Origin of the sequence: Glaciecola sp. KUL10 (assembly GCF_003203515.1) — a bacterium.
In the GTDB taxonomy this organism is placed as follows: Bacteria; Pseudomonadota; Gammaproteobacteria; order Enterobacterales; family Alteromonadaceae; genus Glaciecola.
The window spans coordinates 165,003-185,180 of the sequence record NZ_BGNG01000008.1; the positions used below are offsets into that span (position 1 = coordinate 165,003).

Genomic DNA, 20,178 nt, shown 5'->3' on the forward strand with positions numbered 1-20,178 from the left:
TTAAGCCCCCGCGGTCGCAAGTTTATTGGCTTTTTCAAATTGTTTGTTTTGATAAAGCGTAAAGTCAGCCAGCTGTCCGTCTACCACCTGAATATTGCGAGGTGCACGTCTTGCCAGTTCGGGATCGTGTGTGACCATTATAATAGTCGAACCCTCGCGGTTGATTGATTCTAAAATCTCCATGACTTGACGTGCCATTAAGCTGTCTAAGTTTCCTGTTGGCTCATCTGCTAGTAAAAAACGCGGCTCGCCTGCTAAAGCTCTCGCGATGGCAACTCGCTGTTGCTGGCCACCTGAAAGTTGTTGTGGCAAGTGTTTCGCCCTGCTCGCCAAACCCACTTTTTCAAGACACTCTTCAATTCTGCGCTTGCGCTCACCTGATTTAATGCCACGATAGCGAAGTGGTACTTCAATATTTTCATAAAGGTTAAGGTCAGGTATTAAATTAAACCCTTGAAAGATGAATCCGATTTTCTGATTTCTTAAATCAGCTCGCTCGTTATCAGATAAGCCGCCCACATCGACACCGTCTAATGTGTATTGACCCGAAGAGAATGGCTCAAGCATGCCTGCAATATTTAAGAACGTCGTTTTCCCAGAACCTGAAGGCCCAGTCACCGCAATAAACTCACCCTCTTTGACGTTTAAATCAAAATTGCGAAGCGCATGTGTTTGTACTTTTTCGGTTTGGTACACCTTGCTGATATTATTCATTGTTAACATAGTATTTTTCCTTAATTTAGAATTGAGTGTGACTGTTAGTTCAACAGCACTGAATCGTTTTCTATAAACGATTCGTAATTTGAAATAATGATTTGGTCGTTCGGGTTTAAGCCGCTTAAAATCTCGACTTCTCGCATGCTTGTTGCGCCGATTTGGATATCTGTTTTGACGGCAACACCATTTTCAATCTTGTAAGCGATAAAGCCACCCGCGTCTAAAAAGGTGCCTCTGCGCACTTTCAAGACTTGTGATTTGTTTTCAAGTAGCACACGTGCAGACACTTGTTGATTTTGTCTAATTGACCCAAGGTCCGCTTGATCAAAACGCACACGCGTTTTAACTTGTCGGTTGTTTACCTCTGGTGAGATGGCTGAAAGCGTGCCTAATACCGTTTTACCCGATAAAGTCATTTCTACTGGCATGCCCACGCCAATGTCATTTGCGTAGCTTTCGGCAACGTTTAACTCGGCTTCATAGGCGCTTAGGTCAACCAATGTCATCAACGCATCATTTTTGTTGACCAAACTGCGCGCTTGCACAAGTAAGTTACCCACGACACCGTCTACACTTGCTACGATCGTTAATTCCGTGATCTTACGTTCTAGTTCTTCAACCACCAAAGCTTGTCTTTGCACGACACTTTTGGCACTTTCTAGTTCAAACGCAAGGCGATCATTTGCAATGGCAACCTCTTCTTTTGCGTGTTTAAAGGTAAGCTTGGCGCGTGCAAGTTCATCGACAGCTTGCTCTAAGTCAATCTGGCTAATTAAGTTATTTTTGATTGAAGCTTGGGCACGGCGATTTTCTCGCTCTGCTGCTTCCAGGTCGACTTTAGCCAGATCTAAGAGCTTGGTCAGTTGAAGTTTCTGACTGCGTGCATCTAGTCTTTGGCGAGCTAATTCACCGTCTAAGCGCGCCATTTCACTGCGTTCTTGCATCAGCCTGTTTTCTAACTCTGGCGATTCAACTTCGGCAATTACTTGGCCAATTTGAACGTGATCCCCTGCTTTTACATTAAGGTTTACAAACCCTTGCTCTGGGCTGTATACCTGCGGTGCATTGGCGGCTACAATTTTACCGTTAGCAACGATATCGCGAACCAAATCACCTACTTCAAGTGTTGCGATTTGAACAGAATCTTTGTCAATTGAACGGTTGGCGGTCGGTGCACTTAACAAACTATATGCCATGACAAACAGTACGATTAACACCACACCCAACACCACAAACTTGCGTTTACTACGAGTGTTAGAGCTAACTTGAATATCCTGTGCGCTGGTATCTTGAATCATGATGATTGACCTGCACTAGTTGAATTAGACTGTTTAAAATCATGTTCGAAAACACGGCATAAGCTGGCACATAGCAACATCGTCAGCGGAGAAATTAGAAATAGATAAACCAACATATTCAATCCATAAAATAGTGAGTGATGATTGAGTAATGCTAGGCGCATGCCAATCATAAACCATTGTTTTTATTGCCATATTTATATTTTGGATTTATGAAAAGTGTCCGCGGACACTTTGATGTGTCCGAATCGGACAGAATGAGCAGGTTTTAATAACGGTTATTTGCAAAATGAGGTTGGAAATAGCAATTTTAAGTACCAGTTCAATATGTCTGTTTTGTGCAAAAGCAGGTTGGATTTTTTCTCGTCTAAATCAAATTAAACTTCTAGTTTGTACGTGAAGCGGACATTAAGGGTTACCCATAAGATTGCAATTTTTTGGAGATTGGGGAGTCTAAAATATATAGATGACTCCAATACCGACTTCTGCTTCATAGCTACTTCTAGCAATTGGGCTGTCTCTAACTTCACTATTGAAATATTCAAAGAGTGCTTCACCAAAGAACTGCCAATTTTCGTTGATGTTGTATCGCAAGTTGTAATCAATACCGATGGAGCGTAGTCCGCCGCTCAAACTCGTCTCCTGCAACCCTGAAGCTTCAGCTTGCAAGGCATTGATACCAAACCCTTTGTTGGCGTAATCACTATCATGGAAAACTGCAACCAAATTTATTTCTGAACCAGTACCATCTAATTGCTCACCAAAGCGATACCCCATTCCAAGTAGGCCAAGATTCCCTTCATCCCCAACAACCAAACGGCTCACAACCCAATATCGCCAATCTGAAGTGAGTGAATAGCGAGCTTGAATAACTAATTCAAAACCTTCTTCTTGGTCTCCAAGACCATCAAGAAAACCATCGTCAGAATCAGCCTCTTCTCGACCTTCATCAAAGCCGAGTAATACATCAAAAAGCCAAGTCTCAGAGCGTTTTCCACGCCACCCAAGTGCTTCTCCGGCAAAATAATAGATATTATCACCATCACGCCACTGTATTGCGCCAGCAGGTTGAGACTCAAACCCAAACTCGTCAGAACCCTCGTATTCGGTCTCATACTCAATTCCCAAACCTAGCCCAAATGCCCAACCATCTTGCCCTCTTGTAAAGTCGTCCACTGAGGGTAAAGGAACTAGAGCAGCCTCATTCGTTTGAGCTGATACGAGACTTAAGACAGAAAGCTGCATAAGCATTATCAAAGATAGTTTTAATATTTTTTTCATTTAAGAACCTTTGGAAAGTGCCACAAACATGATTATTAAGTTTTGATGTAATCACCTTAGTACGTTCATGGATTTAGTAAAGGTTCACAATACTTTACATTCGATGAAAAAATATAGGTTTCTGTCCGTTTCCATATAAATGTCCGCAATTTGTCTAAATCGGACCAATATCGTAGCTGTAAATTTTTAAATTCATAAAATGTCTAAGGGTCTGCTTTGCGAACGAGCCAGACGTTTAGTTTAATAAAGATATCTAAAAATCCAACCTGATTTTTCACAATGTAGATACATTACCACTATACTTAAAATTCCTGTTTACAACCCTAGAATACAAATAATACAGTACCGGAGTAAGAGTATCGGAACTGGTTAAGCTACAAGTACAAGATGTGGATTTAGCACGACAACAGGCCATTCACTTTTTTGGTAAAGGTCGTAATGAGCGCATTGTGCCTATGTGGTCGCAAACAATCACCGAATTAAAGCGATGGTTGCTAGAGTTACCGCACAGTCCAACTGCTGCCTTGATCCCCAATCGCCATGGGGCAGCTATTACTAGGTTCGGTGTCAAACAGCGTTTGGATTGCGCAGTTAAGAAAGCACGCCAAGCATGTCCTTCGCTGAAAAACAGGCACATATCACCGCACTCGATTCGGCACACCACTGCCATGCATTTATTGCAATCTGGTGTTGATATGACGGTGATAGCACTATGGCTTGGACACGCAAAACTCGAAACAACTCACCAATATATGCAAGCTGACATTGAAATGAAACGAGAGGCACTTGCAAAACTGCCGAGTTTACCGACCGCATTTTAATCGTTATTGCAGCGCTATTGTTTTTGCTGCCTATCCCCGGATATTACTTTTTTTGGAATCTAGGTATAGATCCTTTTCTTGGTTTATATCAAGTAGCCAGTAATTTAGTAGATGGTAGCGCTGATATAAGTGGTTTTTTTGTTAGCGAATAAGCTCCTACAAAACGCAGAAATCTAGCTCCTTTCCACACATGAGTTATTCAACCGATAACCAATACAAAGTGTTCAAAACAAATTGTTTCCAGTCATATCCCTGAAGATTCATTCCTAAGGACTGTTTTGAACCGTCTTGCTCTTCAACGACCATAGCGGTGAATCCATTTGAATCACCAAGAACCACGAATTTTCCTTTCCCAACCTTTCCCACCAGTCCTTGAGAATTCCCGCGACCAATAGGTCCGACACCCGTGTGATGCATTATGTTTTCGGATTTATCTGACAACGCAAGCAAGTTGGTATAGTTTGAACCGCTCAGTGCACTGCCTCCAAAGGTTAGAAGCCTTGTTATCTGAGATTCTTTAGTTCTACCCTTTATAATTGGGTGATGATTGGCAAGCCCTCCGTTTTTATTTGAAAATTCAATCCATCCTTTGCGGCCAAATTCTTTATTGTAATTCAGCTCATCAATTGTTGTTCCCACACTAGATTCAATCCCAAACTTTCTTAGCAATGGATTAATAGCTTGGTCGAAAGGCGCGTGCTCACTGAAAACCAAAAGCGAGCCGCCGTTGCTCACCCAATTGTACAAATGATTAATCTCATCTTGGCTAAATGTCACTTCATCCGTTACTTCATTTTTAGTGGTAAAATCGAAAGGTAAAGCCGTAACAATCATGACAATGTCAAAGCCTGCCAAGTATTCAGCTGTAAATGTTGAATGACCGACTACGGGTTTATAGCCATCGGCTTTTGCAAGCATCGAGAACGGTTTAATGAAATCCCATTGAATGAAAAAATTATGATGAGCACCGTCTAATAGTATTTTTGGACCTTTCCCCAATTCGTATGCAGTGGCGTTGACCTCTGCATTAAACTCAGGATCGTTCGACATTGGCCATTTCCCGAAAGCCGGATTGCAAAGGACAATGAGGATGAGCAGCGGTAAATATGATCGTTTCATATTCGTTATTTACACCTAAAAGCGTCGGATTTATTGATTATCATTTACTCTACCCTTTTCCATCCAGCTTTATGCTTATACACCATGCCTTCTTTCATTACAAAAGTGGCCGATTGAAGCTTTTGCTGGAGAAGATTGCAAATCTAGTGGCTCCCTTTGTTTTCAGTTGCTAGCTCTAGAAACGAATGATAACTCCTAAGTGTGCGCTCACAATATTCCGTTTTTATGGAGTATAAGTAAAACAAACGCTATTTACTACCCCTCATGACAGCTGGCTCTGGGGCTTGTTTCATGCGTTACAGATTCAAAAACAGCCGGCATTTACCGAGTAAATTTAGTCAAGATAAGAAAATAGGCTGGCCATTAGGATCGAAAACTTATTTGTGATGCAAGGAAGGTAGTGCCTCAACAAGTTAATGTTCAAGCTATGTTGATGGTGGGGCGATTAAGCTCCAAAGTCAAAATCGCGCTGAATGACGAAATCATCAAGCAGCGTTGGTTGCACTGACTCATTTAGTGGTGATGCTCTGCATGAGTTGGAACTAATCGATGAGTCGAGTTTATCCAAATGCCTGAGTATTTTTTCGATGACGGCAGGCTCTGTAATGCATGCGATTATTTTTACATTCGTCTTTTTGCACGCTTCGCAAACGGTAATATCGATATTGAAAACCCGCTTCAATCTTTGTGCCCACGACATACTGCGGGCATGGTATGGTTTATCTGAATCTTTCAAACGCTCAACTAGCAAAAGCAGATGCGAGATACACTTCAAGAAAATTCTGAGCAATTACAAACAATGCGCAATGAGTTTTCTGCTCAATCTGCCGGTCTATATGAGCAAAAAAGTCAGTTGCAGGCCTTGAGTAAGGAGCTGCAAGAAGAATCCAAAAAATGGTTAGCGCTCCTCATCGATTCAAGCTTCGAAGACGAACAAGCATTTTTAAAAGCAAAGCTACCTCAGCCAGAGATAAAAATACTATCTGACAAGATCAACCAATTAGAGCAAATTCAACAAAGTGCGCATGTAAACCTTCAAAGTGTTAACGATGATTACTCTGAATATTTACAAGACGAAAAGTACCGCGAATATCATTCATTGGACTTAGTAAGTTTGACAACAGAACTAGAGCAAGCGCGTCTGGAAAGAGATCAGCTAGTCGGACAGCAAGCTCGATTGCAAGAGCACTTAAGCGCCGATGAACAAAAGAGGCAACGCCACGTTGCGGCCTTGCAAAAAATTTATAAGCTGCAACAAGAGTGTGATCAAATCGGACTGTTAAATAAACTCATTGGCTCCAAAAAAGGCGATACTTTCAGAAAGTTTGCACAAGGTTTAACGCTTGATCATCTAACTTATCTAGCCAATCAACGACTGTCGCAACTTCACGCTAGATATCAATTAAAAAGAACAGACGATGCAAATTTGGAATTATCGGTATGCGACACATGGCAAGGCGATTTGCAGCGCGATACCAAAACGCTGTCTGGCGGCGAAAGCTTTCTAGTAAGCCTTGCACTAGCACTTGCACTCAGTGATTTGGTGAGTAACAAAATTAGCATAGACTCATTGTTCCTTGATGAAGGCTTTGGGACCCTCGACAGCAATACGCTAGATATGGCCTTAAGTGCGCTGGAGCGCTTAAATGCAAGTGGCAAGTTAATTGGGGTCATTAGTCACGTCGATGCTTTAAAAGAGCGAATCCCGACTCAAATAAAAGTTTCAAGTGAATCGGGAGCAGGCGTGAGTCGCTTGAGCGACGAGTATCGTGTTGCGAGTGCTGTGTAGGTACTCGGTTCGTTTTAAGGAATGCCCTTAAGATACTTCGGCGAGTTTTTGTTGGTGAATTAATAGACAGACATCAATACTATGGGTAATATTTAAAAGTAGGAAATGGACGACTCGCAATAGATCGCGACCATCATTATTGTTCTTGATTGCTGCATAAGGAAGCAAAAGTGCGAAAAACCCTACTAGTTTTCATATTATTCCTGACTGCGTCTGCGATTTATGCTGATGACCCACCAAAGGTTACCATCCAAGACTTCAAAGAAGAGTTTAATCCAGAAGTTAAAGTATCTGGCGGAGTGCTTATTGGCTTTCAACTCACAGGAAGCATTCCAAAGCCAGACTTAAACCAACTATATATTGCTCGCCCCGCTAGTCTTATGCATGTCAATTTAAGTCTTACTTCCATGGATGGTAAGTATAAAGCGGAAATGGTATTAGATTTTGGTGAGTCAAAATCAACTTGGGTTGAGGTATCAATACCTAGTGAACGAAAAGAAGAGCTCAAAAACTACTCAACAAACGAGCTTGTAGCATATGCTTACACAGAGATTGTTGATGAGCGCAGTAAAAGGAAAAGAACTTTTCACAAGATTTATCCCACGTCTTGGGGCAGCCCCAAACAACCTGATGAATTTGTAGGACGATTCTATGTTATTAGCGGTATTGGTTTACCCAAGTACACGCTTAATAAAAAATCATATAAATGCGCCGCTACAGACGCTGATGTTAATACTGCGTTCAATAAGTTTTGTGTATTAAATGATTCTTTTAGCCCAGGCGACAATCTAGTATTTCTTAAAACTGGAGTGCAAAGAAAGTTTTTGGTTTGGCGACCTGAATGATTAATGCATTCAAAGGTTTTTATATCGACATCGTACGAAATCTAGAACTAGATCGACTGCGAGGATTCACTCGAACATTAATTGTCTTTTTGATCTTGCTTACTTTTGCTTTTGTCGCATTCTTTGTGTCTGTAGTAAGCACCAAGCTTGATGAAGATACGAAATATTATATAAATGCGATATCCGAAACCTACAAATATTATCCTGTAGGAGCGAGTGCATCTTTAGTGTTGATTCAAAATTTCCGAATATCTGAAGGGTGCGGCGACTTTGAAGGTGAAGCAGATCCAGAAAAATTATTTTTACGTTTCGCTACAGGAAGCGAGGTCACGGTTTCGCGGTTCAGCACATCTTCTGTGAGGCTTGATATTATGAGTGAAGAATTAAGGTATAGATTTAAAAATACCACTCAACAAGGCTCTTCCGAAAAGCTAGCGGCTGACATAGAGGGGGAAGAATTCTACGATTGTGTATCGATTGAAATATCGTTATCAGACAACAACCCTGTGTTCACCATGAACCTGTTAGGCGAAACAGCAATTGGACAGGAAATTACCGATGCTCCTGATAAATATAGCCAAATGCTTTTAAATGCCAATATTATGATTGAGGGAAAATCTGCTATATCTAAATCTCGATTCAGTTATGAGCCAATATTCGTTCCTAGAGGCGCAATCATTACGTCTCACTTGCCTAATAAAGACAAACTTCAAGCATTGCCAGCCACATCTGGTGTCCTTCGGGCAAGCATGGATTCTAAGGCCATTGAGAGTTCAATAATGGTCTACGGTGGCGAGCTACATATTCAACTATACCGCGAGAAACCTCGACCATTAAAGATCAGTTTTATCAATCGATTAAGTAGCGACAATGAAGCAGTAATCGGTTTTTCATCGCTTATTATTCTTATTCAATTTTTAAGTGCCATTATTGCTTTTCTAATGAGACTAAAATTTATCAATACTACCACGCATCAAATACAGTCAAACTTAGCACCAAGTAAAAAAGCGAGGCGAAGAAAGATTCACAGGGAAAATATTTAATGTCTAAACCCTCAAAGCAAGCTTCTAAACTTTTCTACGTCATTTTTGCTCTAATGATTTCCATGACAAGCTACAAAACAATTGCAACAGATGTATTTGTAGAGACCGATGCAGAAATTGGCAGAGGCTTGCTTCGAGAAATCGGAAGTACTTGTTTTGTATATACCCCCCAACATGTAGCCGAAAATTCAGATGGTTTTGTTTATGTAAGTTCGCCACAAGTCAGGAATGCAGAAGCTTCAGTACTTACTTATTTCCCAGTAGATTTAGCTCTGCTAAAACTGCCTAACGAAAATAGAGAGATGTGCAGTAAAAGCAGCTGGCAAGATGAAGGGAATAGGGTGAACTCAATCTTAGGAGTACAAAAAGAGGGTATTCTAAGTCTACGTGAGAAATTTGGCGGGCTAAGCGAAATCGCCGTTCGTTTTACACGCAAGGAACTTCATTCGTATTTTTACATTCAACCCGATAATTCCTCACAACAGATTCTGCAGGGTATGAGCGGAAGTATTATTTACGTTGGAACTTATCCTGTTGGTATGCTCGTTTCTGTTTTAGATGGCATTGGAAAAGTGTTACGTATCGATACTATCGCCAATATTTCAAAAACGGTACTTGATGGTTATGCAACAGAATTAGAAAAGATTGCAAGCACCTCAGTCGATAAATCTGCTTTTCCTTCTTTAAACAAACAGAAAAAGTCGGTCGAGCATCAACCATCACTTTCCAACAATGCTTTTAGGGGCGAAATCGCGCAAGGTCAAGTAGTAGAGCATAGATTTGTTACTAGAGGGCATACAGCATTTAAACTCACACACAAACGACAAAGTATGAATGCGCGAGTAAATATCTATGTTTATAGCCCTAGCGGTAAAAAGCTAGGGCAACTCGGCTCATTACAAACTAAAAACGACGAATATTTAGGGTTTGGCACAGTTGACGCAGGCGAGCATACTATTCGCATTGAGGGTAGTGCTTGGGTAGGATCATATCATCTGACCCTTGAAGAGATGGCATCTCCTGAGCAACTTATAGGAGAGCAAAATATTATTGGAGACGGTGATAGTGTTACTGGTTTCGTTGCCCAGAATACATATGCAGAATATAAGTTCGTTACTCGTGGTAATACGGCATTTAAGCTCACACACAAACGTCAAAGCATGAATGCGCGAGTAAATATCTATGTTTATAGCCCTAGCGGTAAAAAGTTAGGGCAACTCGGCTCATTTCAGACTAAAAACGACGAATATTTAGGGTTTGGCACAGTTGATGCAGGCGAGCATACTATTCGCATTGAAGGCAGCTCTGGAGTGGGAGCCTATCATCTGACGTTGCAAAAAGAGTGATGCAAGACAAGCGCTCACATTATCACAGCATAGCAATTTCATCGTCTTTCAAATGACCAACAAGCGGGCTGTTTTCAGCATCTGCAAAAGCCATATCTAAATAAGCAGAGCGTTTTTGCACTGACTCGCGATAGTTTGGATGTGTGAAGATGTACATTTGTTTGTTGTTTAATGCTTCAACGACTCGCTTAGCTAATAAGTCAGAGCTGATGCCAGATTCGACTAACGCGGCAGCGGCGTTAAAGCCTTTTTTTAAGGCCTCTGGTCGGCCAATAGGCTTTTCAGTTTTGTATTTGTCTTGCATGGTGCGAAATGATTCGTGAAGAGTATAAGTAAAACAAACACTATTTACTACCCCTCATGACAGCTGGCTCTGGGGCTTGTTTCATGCGTTACAGATTCAAAAACAGCCGGCATTTACCGAGTAAATTTAGTCAAGATAAGAAAATAGGCTGGCCATTAGGATCGAAAACTGATTTGTGATGCAAGGAAGGTAGTGCCTCAACAAGTTAATGTTCAAGCTATGTTGATGGTGGGGCGATTAAGCTCCAAAGTCAAAATCGCGCTGAATGACGAAATCATCAAGCAGCGTTGGTTGCACTGACTCATTTAGTGGTGATGCTCTGCTTGAGTTGGCGGTAATCGGTGAACCTTGTTTATCCAAATGCGTTAATATCTTTTGGATGACGGCAGGCTCTGTAATGCATGCGATTATTTTTACATTCGTCTTTTTGCACGCTTCGCAAACGGTAATATTGATATTGAAAACTCGCTTCAATCTTTGTGCCCACGACATACTGCGGGCGTGGTATGGTTTATCTGAATCTTTCAAACGCTCAACTAAACGAGGACTATTCTTGCCGCGTTGTGAAGCAGTCACTTCGGCTCGTACATTAGCATTAGGGGCAAATACCCCATGAAGTGGTAGTAAGCTATCTTCATCATCCATCGGCAATTCTAGATAGGTGTTCTCTGTATCGCGTTGGATGAGACCTGTTTTTTCTAGGTATTGTGCTATGCGATGGCTGATAGTGTTAACTAGCCGCTCCATGTCGCTATGGCTGGGGGCCTTGACTCGACTGAACTTCGTTTTTCCGTTTTCTTGTTTGATCACTCCTTCTAAAAACAGCATATGACAAATCCACAGGATAGTGGATTTGTACAACGGATGTTGCCCGAAGGGGTCAGGTACATGGATGTACCTGAATACAAATGAATATTGAGATTGAGTGCACTACCAAAGCGCTGAATGTAAGTCACCGCACCTGTGTTAGCCTGCTTTTTTAGACAGCCTGCTCGGTGGATAATAGCTGTCGCAATAGCGCGATGAATGATTTGCATGACTTTGCTAAGCTCTTTTGGATACCGAGCGAGTAATAAACGCAGAGGGATGGGTAAACTCAACACCCATTGACGAACTGGGTAGCCCTGTAGCACATCATCAACAAGTAATTTTGCACTTTCAGCCATGCGGCTTGCACCGCAACTCGGGCACAAAATCGTCTGGAACGATTTTGAACAACCGAAGGTTGGCCCGAAGGGCGCAGGGCAGGAAGCCCGGAGTAAAATCCCCTACGTTTACAACTAAACGCGACTAGCTTTTAGTGTTTGCAATCGTCACAGACTACACGAAGAAATCCATTCTCAAGACGACCACACTTAAGAAACTCTTCAAACTCTTTTTCCACATGCCGAGGTAGTGACTTTCCTTGATGCGAAAGGAGCTCTATAAAGTCTGGGTAGTATTGCTCAACCAATTGATAAAGCAATGTATGCTCTGGTCGGTGACGTTTATAGGTATAAGAGTGATTCTCTAGCAATGGCGTCCTTGCCAATAATATTTTTGTTTATTGTGCTGGTAATGTTAACGTTCAGCTACTGGATTTAGTATCAGAATTTGAATAGCGTTCAGCTTCTGCGAACAAACCAGTAGCTTAGCTCATCGTTTCCGAATATCCTCTCCTTGTCTGATGCTACCTGTCAGATTAAATTTGGGCTACTACATATCAGTTTTATTTTTAGTCGATATGTGCTTCTTAAAGCTCTGCTGCAACAGCTCAATACTGCCATTAAATTTGTCAAGTTCTTCTACCCTGGCTAGAAGAACGGCAACATTCTTAGCAAGCTCTGTTTTTTCATTCTGTAAGAGCTGATTTTTGTCAAAAATACTTCTTTGCTGTTGCTGCTGCGCAATAAGTTGCTTTTCCAATTGACTTAATGATGCCCTCAATTCAGCATTGGCCACACGTAGTGAAGTTAGCTCGGTCACTTGTGTTGCACTGACCTTATTTGCAACTTCTAACTCTTGCCTGTATTTATTAATAAGTACCGCAGATTTTGCATCGATCTTTTGTTTATATGCATCTTGAGCCTGCTTCATGACTTCCACTTCATTTTTCAGCGACACATTGCTAGTTTGAAGGTCATCAACCTGAACTGAGCTTGATGTTAATTTTTTTTGAAGCATTTGCACATTGGCCTCAGCATCTTCAAGTAATAACTCGAACGTTGACGTTTTATCTTTCTCATGTTTAAGCGCTTTATCATTCATAATTTCAGCCTCTTCTACAAGTGCTCCAAGAAGTCGTTCAGAAAGCTGGAATTGCTTTGTCTTGTTCTCAACCTCTTCAAGCCGACGCTGTTGCCACTCCTTTACGTAAGGGTGAATACTGCTAGTTGATGAATGACTATCTATCTCACTGAGCACTCTTCTTACAGAGCAATTTTCGCCATTTTCATGCAATCTATTACAAACAGCAAATACCTGCTCTTTTAAGTTTTGTGTCTTATTCGTCATCGGCCGATTCTCCATATTAGACGACAATTTGCTTAGTCGAACGAACAACATAATTTAGTGTTCGTGTCTTTTGCGAAAAGCGTGTTGTGCACCGCTTCATAGTCATCGCTCTTCGAGCCAGCTATTTATCACTTCACGCTTCCAACCTACGAAACGGGGCCCCAAAGTAATAGGCTCTGGTAAATAACCGTTTTTTCGCCAGTTCCATAGTGTTACAACACTAACGCCTAGATATTTTGCTAATTCATTCTGACGCACAAAAGGCTGTTTAAAGTGCATAAAATAATCTCCTTTTAAAATTCAATGCACTCCACATATTAGTGTTACAAGCAAATCAATCCGCAATGTTTACACGCTTATCTATTGACTTAATATTCAGTGTCGGTAAGGTTAAGCGATGACAACACGAATTCAAATAACTTTGCCGCGGCACTGCCAATGCTGCTGGCGTCCAATAGCCCATAAAAATAAATATGGTCTACCGGCGACCTTCTGCTCTTCTCATGAACCGAAAGGGACAAGTAAAAAAGACTACATGCGAGCTAAAAGACTTATGAAGAAGTGGATAATCATGCATCGCAGTAGTGCTGATTGTGCAGTTCCTAATAATAGTAAATCGATACATCTTAGCGAGTTACTTGCAGAACTCGTGACTGATCCAAAATCAATCGAGTTTCGAGATATAAACGATGCTGGGTCCCTCTTAGAGGTTCTTCTGGAAGTGACAGAGCAATACTATCCGATGACCTTTTCGTGTTTACGGGAGCTAAAGCAGTCAACAAGTCAAAAGCGCATATCAGTTCGTAAGCTTCTTTTAGCGACTCATTTTGTTATGGGCTCGAAAAGAGTAGAAGATTTGAACCGTGAAATCAGTGTCTATGATTTAAAAAAGACGAGTAAAGTATGGTTCACTCAGCTATTATCTACTGTCGCTCGACATGAATGCATGAGAGTTATCGAGGAGCAATGCGCAAATCGAAAGCCCAGAAAAGATAAGAAAGGTGAACTGCGCATTGAAATACAAAAAGAGCTGGATTTAGCCAAAACCCATAATAAAAAAGCCAATCAAGCGGCAATTGCTAGAAAGCTTAAACTCAGCAAACAAAGGGTTAATAAGCTAGTTGAAGAATTGTATGGTAAGAAATAGTTTGACAGAAAGTATGACAGATTTTGACCACTACAATGCTAAGTCTTTTAATTTCAGTGGGCTACAGCAGTAATCAATAAACAGATCCAGAATATTGAGTAGGGTTTCCAGTTCATCCCCCCTCATTCAAATTCCTTATAAAAAAGGAAACTTGCTTAGTGGTTTCTGATTTATTCCAGGATAGGTATATTTGAGAGATTGTTCCTCGGTTAAATATAAAGAACTAGCTATCCATTTAGCCATTATATACCGGCATTTTTTCATAGACTTCAGAGTTATCTAATACATTCAGGTTATCTTTGCTTCTGGTAACTCTAGCTAGATCATTGTCCATCTGAAAAGGTGTAAAGTAGTAACCAATGCCACTGGCGTGTCTCATAAAATTATTGGTATTCGCTTTAATGTACTGGTTAATGTTGAGTTTTCGTCACTTAACAGATTGGAAACATCGAGTTTATGATGGATCCTCTCAGTATTAGCAGTCACACCATAAAGTAGGAAGGTTTTTTAGACAGCGAGAACATTCCATTGATGCCTTCTCAAATTGAACCAAATGACTATTGGGGTGGCCATGTCATCTGTTTTCAATTTTGGCGTACATAGAAGCCTGCCATTGCTTTGGGCGATATGTGTAGGTTTCTCCTTAATGCTATTTTTTATAGGTATAGGCATTGGACAAATTTTTGTATTGTTTCCTCAACTAACCATAAACATGAAGGTTATTGGTATTGTTTATCTACTTTATTTAGCGTATCTAATTGCAAGCAGTGGCGAGCTTAAAAAGGAGTTTTGTTTCAATGGGTAAATCCAAAAGCTTGGGTTGTATGCATGAGTGCCGTTTCAACATTTACCACCCCCGGCTATTCATACGTCGGTCAAATATTACCTACTAGCCTGTGATTTTTTAATAGTTGGACCATTATGTGTAGGTATTTGGGTGTTTGTTTGAGGCCTTTTTGAATCAACACCTCACCAATAGTAATCATATTAAAAAGATTAATATGTTTATGGCGCTCCTACTAACTTTATCAATCATTCTAGCAATAATAGGGATATGAACGGTCAAACTACATGTTCACTCGTGAACTATAGATTCTTGAGAGTTAACTTGATGTCAACACCGTCAAAATTGAATTAATCCATCCTATAGTTAATATATAACATATTGTTTTTTATGACGTTATTTTTACTGTCGTATTTCTGTCATAATAACGCCGTGATGCTATACTGCTAATAAAAATATAACAGTACTGTCATTAAACAACAAAGAGATTAATATGATGAGTACAAAGAAATCTAAACAGAAAGAATTTGCAGTATCTGTAGCGTTAACAATTGGTATTGGTGTCGCTATCGGTTCTATTATGGGAAGTTACTTAATTGGGATGCTTATTATGTTCCCATTGGGTATCGCGCTATACCAAAGACCAAGCGACTAACGAGAATTTTTAATACATTTATTATCATGAAAATAGATACAGAATTTGTTAAGCAATTACGTAATAAGCAAGCTTGGTCACAAGAAGAGCTTGCTGTTGCGTCAGGATTGAACTTACGGACCATTCAGCGCATCGAAAAAGAAGGTAGTATCTCACTGCAATCCAAAAAGGCGCTAGCTTCTGTCTTTAGTCTCGATATAGAAGATCTTGATTACACTGAGCCTGTGCTATGTTTCGAATACAAGTCAGTGGTTTTCAAAAATGATGTTAACTGGCTATCAAGTTGGGGCAAGAAAAAGCAGCCGTCGCAATACCAACTGGATGATGAGATTAATACCTACGCTGTAGAGGGTTGGCGGGTTCATACGCTAACTCATGGTAGTAGCGTTCATGGTGGTGCCGGTCAAGTATCGATATTGTTTGAAAGGCCTCTAAAAAAATCTGGTTAAAACAATCTGCAGTATTAGTATACAAATATTTCAATGCTCACAACTTGAAATAGCCTATTTATTAGCATGTTGTGTTTGACTACTAGTTCATGTTCAAAAATCAAAGTCGCGTTGAACGGCAAAGCCTCCGTCGTAGTGCACATCTATAGGCACTCACTACAAGTCACCGTATCACTGCACTGAGCATAAGACGAATTAACGCTACTAGTCTCTCACGTTTGCAATCGTCACAAACTACGCGCAAAAATCCATGCTCAAGTCGACCACATTTGAGAAATTCACCAAATTCCTTTTCAACATGATATGGCAGCGATTTACCTTGCCGTGAAAGCATCTCCTTAAATGCTGGATAGTGGTGCTCAACCAACAGATGATTTTGGCTAGTAACTTAGATTTTTTGATTGCCAACCCTAGAATGCAAATAGCCCTAACACCTTAAAACCCATTTCCACTTTTATGAGTATCTATTGATATTAAATCAGAACCAGCCAAATGGCTGTCGTACTAAATATTGAGGAAGTAACTACGTGACAAAGTTTCTACTTAGCTTATTCGTAATTTTCAGTCTAAGCGCTTGTGCAAATTATGACTACAAACCGCAAGTTAAGTTAGGTGAACCATTACTTAATTTTGAAGGGCAAAGCCTAGATGGTACTCCTTACGAATTGCCCGTGGCGCTGCAAGGCAAAAAAGCATTACTCTTGTTTGGCTACATCCATAAATCTCAATTTGATATTGATCGCTGGCTAATCGGCTTAAATCAAATCCAAGTCGATGTTGCTGTGTTTGAAATCCCTGCCATACAAGGATTCATACCAAGACTGCTCAGTACTCGTTTTGATGACTCTATGCGTGAAGGTATTCCAAGAGAGTTGTGGGCAGATGTGATAACCGTCTATGAAGACGGTGACAGAGTCCAGCATTTTACTGGAAATGAGTCACCTAAAAATGCAAGAGTGGTGCTGTTGAACGAAAATGGCGTTGTGACGCATTTCTATGATCGAGGCTTTTCTGTTAACGCATTAAACGAAGTTGCCAAAGCAGTATCAAAGCTTAATTAGAGTTTTAACAGCTTGTCTGGTTGTATCGTGAGTATTAGGTAATGTATTCACTTCGATTTTTAATAAGCAATAAATTGATAGAATCTGTTAATCTTTGTTTTATTCAACGGAGTCCAAATCCGACTTACTTACACCAGAGGAAACATGACTTCCCCAGCGCATAAAATCGGCATTTTTGTTGATGTCCAAAACATTTACTACACCACAAGAGACGCTTTTTCACGTCCTTTCAATTATCGCCAATTTTACGCAAATTTAGCGACTAAAAATAAGATCGTTTGTGCGTATGCTTATGCGATAGACAAAGGTGATCAGCAACAGCAAAAATTTCAAAGTGCACTCAGGCATATTGGGTTTGAAGTTAAATTAAAACCTTTTATCGAGCGAAGTGACGGCTCAGCCAAAGGTGATTGGGATGTGGGTATTACGATTGATATTCTTGAACACGCACCAGAATTAGATGAGGTTATACTGTTGTCTGGAGACGGTGACTTTGCAATTTTGTTAGACAAAGTCTCAAGCAAATATGAATGTTCAAGCACTGTTTATGGCGTCAATCAACTCACCGCAAATGGCTTAATTAAAAGCGCTTCTCGTTTTATAGACATAGATTCGAGTTATCTAATTTGAAAACGCCTGATGCTCACGTTTTAAGACTCTAAAACTTGCAGGACCGCGTCAAAGTGACTCCGATAATCTTCTACTTCGAGCTTGTCGACTTTGCTCCATGTCCAAGGCAACAAATAAACTTCTTTTAAATAACTCAAGAATTTGTGAGTTAGCTCTGGGTTGAATTTGTCATCCAAACACGCTTCAAATGCGTTATTTAAGGTGCTTTGGGTCAAACAATTTGTCACTATACCGTCAATATTAAAACAGCAATCGCCCATAGTAATAACTTGTTTATTCAACAATAACGCTTCGATACCCACTGTTGAATTGATCGTGGCGACCGCAGTTGATGATTCAATCAAGGACTGCGTATTCATGCCATTTAAAAAGACGATATTTGGGTTGGCCTGATATAAGTGTTCAAAGTTTTTAGGCCAACTGGGATGCTCTTTCATGACCACCTTTATGCCTTTTCCTGTCGATGCTCTTGCATGCTCTAAAGCCTCGCTCACTGCACTAAAAAGCGCCTCCATAGTTTTTAACCATGGCGAGTGGCAAATAATTTGAGTGTCATTGGGCACTTGAAATGGCACAAAGATAAAAGTGTCTGGTAATTCTACGTGTTGTGATTCTCGGCAAGCCTTATTTTTAGCCTGTCTGACTTCAAGACTAACATTATCAAGAAGCTTATTCTTAGGCTGCCATTGATGGTAAAAAGAGGCTTCACGAGGCAGCGAATTATGTGCATTCACGCCTTTGGGGTCCAGCGTAGTGGTGTGTGGTAACAAGCCGTTTTCAAACACAAATGTTTTAATACCCATTGCTTTTGCAACTAAATAGGGCGTGCGATTAGGTTGTTTCATACCATTCCAGACAACAAGGTTGTCTATTTGGGTTGTATCAAAATATGCAAAATAGTAACTGGCGCGGCATTTTTCTCGAAAGCAATAAAATAAGTAGATTAGATTTGAAAATAAACGTGACGATTGAAGGCTAGGATGACGAATGAGTTTTCGTTGTAAATGGGTTTTCGTTAAGTCATTGATATCCAGTTCATTGACTCTGGACCAGTATCTTACCCTTGGAAACGGGAATTTTTTAATGCAAATTAGTTTTGCGCTGTCGCCGATATACTTAACTACCTTTTTGTAATACTTAAAGTGTGACGATTTTCGAGATATGAAAAGGTATTTGTAGCTTGCCATCTTTAACATCAATCCGTTTTATTACTTGCTCTGATCCGAAGCAGCTTTTTTGATGTGTTCATTTGAAAAACTGCAAAATTCAGATTTTATTGCTTCATAGGATAAAGCAATTCGACGGAAGAGTCATTTTTGAAAATTGCGTGTTCTTAGCCTTGTAAGAGCACGCTTTAATTTTGAGTAATTAACCGTCTTTATTGATTTGGTCGATCAACTCTTGCTTTATTTCTTCGTAGTTGTAATTGCCAACTTGACATGTTCCTGCAGCCATGTGGCCGCCTCCGCCGTACTTCAGGCATAGCTCTCCGACATTTGTGTTTGAGCTTCTGTTAAGTATAGATTTGCCTATCGCAAAAACAGTGTTGCGCTTTTTCATGCCCCACATCAAATGGATTGAGATATTGCACTGAGGGAACAACGCATAAATCATAAAGCGATTACCTGCGTAAATCGTTTCTTGATCTTTTAAATCTAGTATCACCAAGTTGTCGTAAACTGTTGAGCAATCTAGTAGTTGCTGCTTAAATTTTTCAGCATGCGATTCATAAAGCTCAACACGTTCTTGTACATCGGGCAATGCTAAAATTTCTTCAATCGTATGGTCACGACAATAATCGATTAGATCCATCATCAAATGGTAGTTTGAAATTCTAAACTCTCTAAATCGACCCAAACCTGTTCGGCTGTCCATTAGGTAGTTTAGAAGCACCCAACCTGTTGGGTTTAAAATTTCATCTTTACTAAATTGCGCAGCATCGGCCTTGTCGACCGCTTCCATCATACCGTCCCAAGCTTCAGGAAAAACATCTTTGCCACCATAATAGTCATACACTACACGAGCGGCTGACGGCGCATTTGGGTCTATAATATGATTTGCCTTTTCTACGTCTCCGCGTCTGCTCACTTCACTCAAGTGGTGATCGAACGCAAGGTTACAATTGGGAACGTAAGGTAAGTTGGTGGTAATGTCGTTTGGCGTAATTTCGATGATACCGTCTTGCATATCTTTGGGATGCACAAATTTTATGTCATCAATCAGCGCGAGCTCTTTCAATAGAACAGCGCATACCAACCCATCAAAATCGCTTCGGGTTACCAGTCTAAATTTACTTTCAACACTTTGGCTTAGGGCAGACATTTGTCACTCTTTTTTATTTGCTAATTTCTTAGCTTTAGAGTAACTCAGATCGGATTTTGAATTGATATTTAGAG

At 40.4% G+C, this 20,178-nt stretch carries 21 protein-coding genes and 3 pseudogenes; 10 read left to right on the plus strand and 14 right to left on the minus strand.

Features of this window, described 5'->3' with window-relative positions:
- From KUL10_RS14075 to KUL10_RS14085, 3 genes are all read right to left on the minus strand, one after another.
- Positions 1–723 carry an ABC transporter ATP-binding protein gene (locus KUL10_RS14075; RefSeq protein ID WP_110429580.1) on the minus strand — a complete coding sequence of 241 codons (723 nt, stop codon included), beginning with the start codon at positions 721–723 and terminating at the stop codon, positions 1–3.
- Positions 724–758: 35 nt separating this feature from the next.
- Positions 759–2,015, minus strand: coding sequence for an efflux RND transporter periplasmic adaptor subunit (locus tag KUL10_RS14080; protein ID WP_110429581.1), 1,257 nt, complete (start codon positions 2,013–2,015; stop codon positions 759–761).
- Positions 2,016–2,468: 453 nt separating this feature from the next.
- Positions 2,469–3,296, minus strand: a complete 828-nt coding sequence (locus tag KUL10_RS14085; RefSeq protein WP_110429582.1) for a MipA/OmpV family protein — start codon at positions 3,294–3,296, stop codon at positions 2,469–2,471.
- Positions 3,297–3,646: 350 nt separating this feature from the next.
- Between KUL10_RS14085 and KUL10_RS14090 the strand changes: the two are divergent.
- A pseudogene (locus KUL10_RS14090) lies at positions 3,647–4,117 on the plus strand (tyrosine-type recombinase/integrase); the annotation flags it as partial.
- A 195-nt stretch (positions 4,118–4,312) separates the two neighbouring features.
- Here the strand turns inward: KUL10_RS14090 and KUL10_RS14095 are convergent.
- Positions 4,313–5,167 carry a hypothetical protein gene (locus KUL10_RS14095; protein ID WP_110429584.1) on the minus strand — a complete coding sequence of 285 codons (855 nt, stop codon included), beginning with the start codon at positions 5,165–5,167 and terminating at the stop codon, positions 4,313–4,315.
- A 514-nt stretch (positions 5,168–5,681) separates the two neighbouring features.
- Positions 5,682–5,939, minus strand: a pseudogene (locus tag KUL10_RS14100) (IS91 family transposase); the annotation flags it as partial.
- A 54-nt stretch (positions 5,940–5,993) separates the two neighbouring features.
- Between KUL10_RS14100 and KUL10_RS14105 the strand changes: the two are divergent.
- From KUL10_RS14105 to KUL10_RS14120, 4 genes are all read left to right on the plus strand, one after another.
- Positions 5,994–7,025, plus strand: coding sequence for an SbcC/MukB-like Walker B domain-containing protein (locus tag KUL10_RS14105; RefSeq protein ID WP_110429585.1), 1,032 nt, complete (start codon positions 5,994–5,996; stop codon positions 7,023–7,025).
- 170 nt (positions 7,026–7,195) lie between these two features.
- A complete protein-coding gene (locus KUL10_RS14110; RefSeq protein ID WP_110429586.1) occupies positions 7,196–7,870 on the plus strand; it encodes a hypothetical protein in 675 nt (224 codons plus the stop codon).
- Complete coding sequence (locus tag KUL10_RS14115; RefSeq protein WP_110429587.1) at positions 7,867–8,913, plus strand: hypothetical protein; 1,047 nt, start codon at positions 7,867–7,869, stop codon at positions 8,911–8,913. The genes KUL10_RS14110 and KUL10_RS14115 overlap by 4 nt, the downstream gene beginning before the upstream one ends.
- Positions 8,913–10,259 (plus strand): hypothetical protein, encoded by a 1,347-nt coding sequence (locus KUL10_RS14120; protein ID WP_110429588.1) that lies wholly within the window; start codon positions 8,913–8,915, stop codon positions 10,257–10,259. Before KUL10_RS14115 ends, KUL10_RS14120 begins: the two co-directional genes overlap by 1 nt.
- Before the next feature lie 22 nt (positions 10,260–10,281).
- Here the strand turns inward: KUL10_RS14120 and KUL10_RS14125 are convergent, their stop codons facing one another.
- From KUL10_RS14125 to KUL10_RS14140, 6 genes are all read right to left on the minus strand, one after another.
- A complete protein-coding gene (locus tag KUL10_RS14125; RefSeq protein WP_110429589.1) occupies positions 10,282–10,563 on the minus strand; it encodes a hypothetical protein in 282 nt (93 codons plus the stop codon).
- A 237-nt stretch (positions 10,564–10,800) separates the two neighbouring features.
- Positions 10,801–11,391, minus strand: a complete 591-nt coding sequence (locus KUL10_RS18870; protein WP_233499837.1) for a transposase — start codon at positions 11,389–11,391, stop codon at positions 10,801–10,803.
- A complete protein-coding gene (locus KUL10_RS18875) occupies positions 11,379–11,729 on the minus strand; it encodes a hypothetical protein (protein WP_233499838.1) in 351 nt (116 codons plus the stop codon). The genes KUL10_RS18870 and KUL10_RS18875 overlap by 13 nt, the downstream gene beginning before the upstream one ends.
- Positions 11,730–11,860: 131 nt before the next feature.
- Positions 11,861–12,079, minus strand: coding sequence for a transposase zinc-binding domain-containing protein (locus KUL10_RS18880; protein WP_233499839.1), 219 nt, complete (start codon positions 12,077–12,079; stop codon positions 11,861–11,863).
- Positions 12,080–12,258: 179 nt separating this feature from the next.
- Positions 12,259–13,056, minus strand: a complete 798-nt coding sequence (locus tag KUL10_RS14135; RefSeq protein WP_158525394.1) for a DNA-binding protein — start codon at positions 13,054–13,056, stop codon at positions 12,259–12,261.
- A 102-nt stretch (positions 13,057–13,158) separates the two neighbouring features.
- Positions 13,159–13,335 carry an AlpA family transcriptional regulator gene (locus tag KUL10_RS14140; RefSeq protein WP_110429591.1) on the minus strand — a complete coding sequence of 59 codons (177 nt, stop codon included), beginning with the start codon at positions 13,333–13,335 and terminating at the stop codon, positions 13,159–13,161.
- A gap of 274 nt (positions 13,336–13,609) precedes the next feature.
- Between KUL10_RS14140 and KUL10_RS14145 the strand changes: the two genes are divergently transcribed.
- From KUL10_RS14145 to KUL10_RS14150, 3 genes are all read left to right on the plus strand, one after another.
- Entirely contained in the window at positions 13,610–14,203 is a 594-nt protein-coding gene (locus KUL10_RS14145) for a hypothetical protein (RefSeq protein ID WP_146216786.1), read from the plus strand.
- A 1,277-nt stretch (positions 14,204–15,480) separates the two neighbouring features.
- Positions 15,481–15,642, plus strand: a complete 162-nt coding sequence (locus tag KUL10_RS18665; RefSeq protein WP_158525396.1) for a hypothetical protein — start codon at positions 15,481–15,483, stop codon at positions 15,640–15,642.
- 26 nt (positions 15,643–15,668) lie between these two features.
- A complete protein-coding gene (locus KUL10_RS14150) occupies positions 15,669–16,091 on the plus strand; it encodes a DUF4177 domain-containing protein (RefSeq protein WP_110429593.1) in 423 nt (140 codons plus the stop codon).
- A gap of 199 nt (positions 16,092–16,290) precedes the next feature.
- On the opposite strand, the pseudogene KUL10_RS14155 reads toward KUL10_RS14150, so the two are convergent.
- A pseudogene (locus KUL10_RS14155) lies at positions 16,291–16,458 on the minus strand (transposase zinc-binding domain-containing protein); the annotation flags it as partial.
- A 160-nt stretch (positions 16,459–16,618) separates the two neighbouring features.
- On the opposite strand from KUL10_RS14155, the gene KUL10_RS14160 reads away from it, so the two are divergent.
- Both KUL10_RS14160 and KUL10_RS14165 read left to right on the plus strand, forming a co-directional pair.
- Positions 16,619–17,152 (plus strand): hypothetical protein, encoded by a 534-nt coding sequence (locus KUL10_RS14160; RefSeq protein ID WP_110429594.1) that lies wholly within the window; start codon positions 16,619–16,621, stop codon positions 17,150–17,152.
- Positions 17,153–17,296: 144 nt separating this feature from the next.
- The gene (locus tag KUL10_RS14165; protein ID WP_110429595.1) at positions 17,297–17,782 is read left to right on the plus strand and encodes an NYN domain-containing protein; all 486 of its coding nucleotides are present in this window, start codon (positions 17,297–17,299) and stop codon (positions 17,780–17,782) included.
- A gap of 20 nt (positions 17,783–17,802) precedes the next feature.
- Here KUL10_RS14165 and KUL10_RS14170 read toward each other — a convergent pair whose 3' ends face one another.
- Both KUL10_RS14170 and KUL10_RS14175 read right to left on the minus strand, forming a co-directional pair.
- Positions 17,803–18,627, minus strand: a complete 825-nt coding sequence (locus KUL10_RS14170; RefSeq protein WP_158525397.1) for a capsular biosynthesis protein — start codon at positions 18,625–18,627, stop codon at positions 17,803–17,805.
- A 523-nt stretch (positions 18,628–19,150) separates the two neighbouring features.
- Positions 19,151–20,104: an exopolyphosphatase gene (locus KUL10_RS14175; protein WP_110429597.1), complete on the minus strand. Its 954-nt coding sequence runs from the start codon at positions 20,102–20,104 to the stop codon at positions 19,151–19,153.
- Positions 20,105–20,178 lie beyond the last annotated feature (74 nt).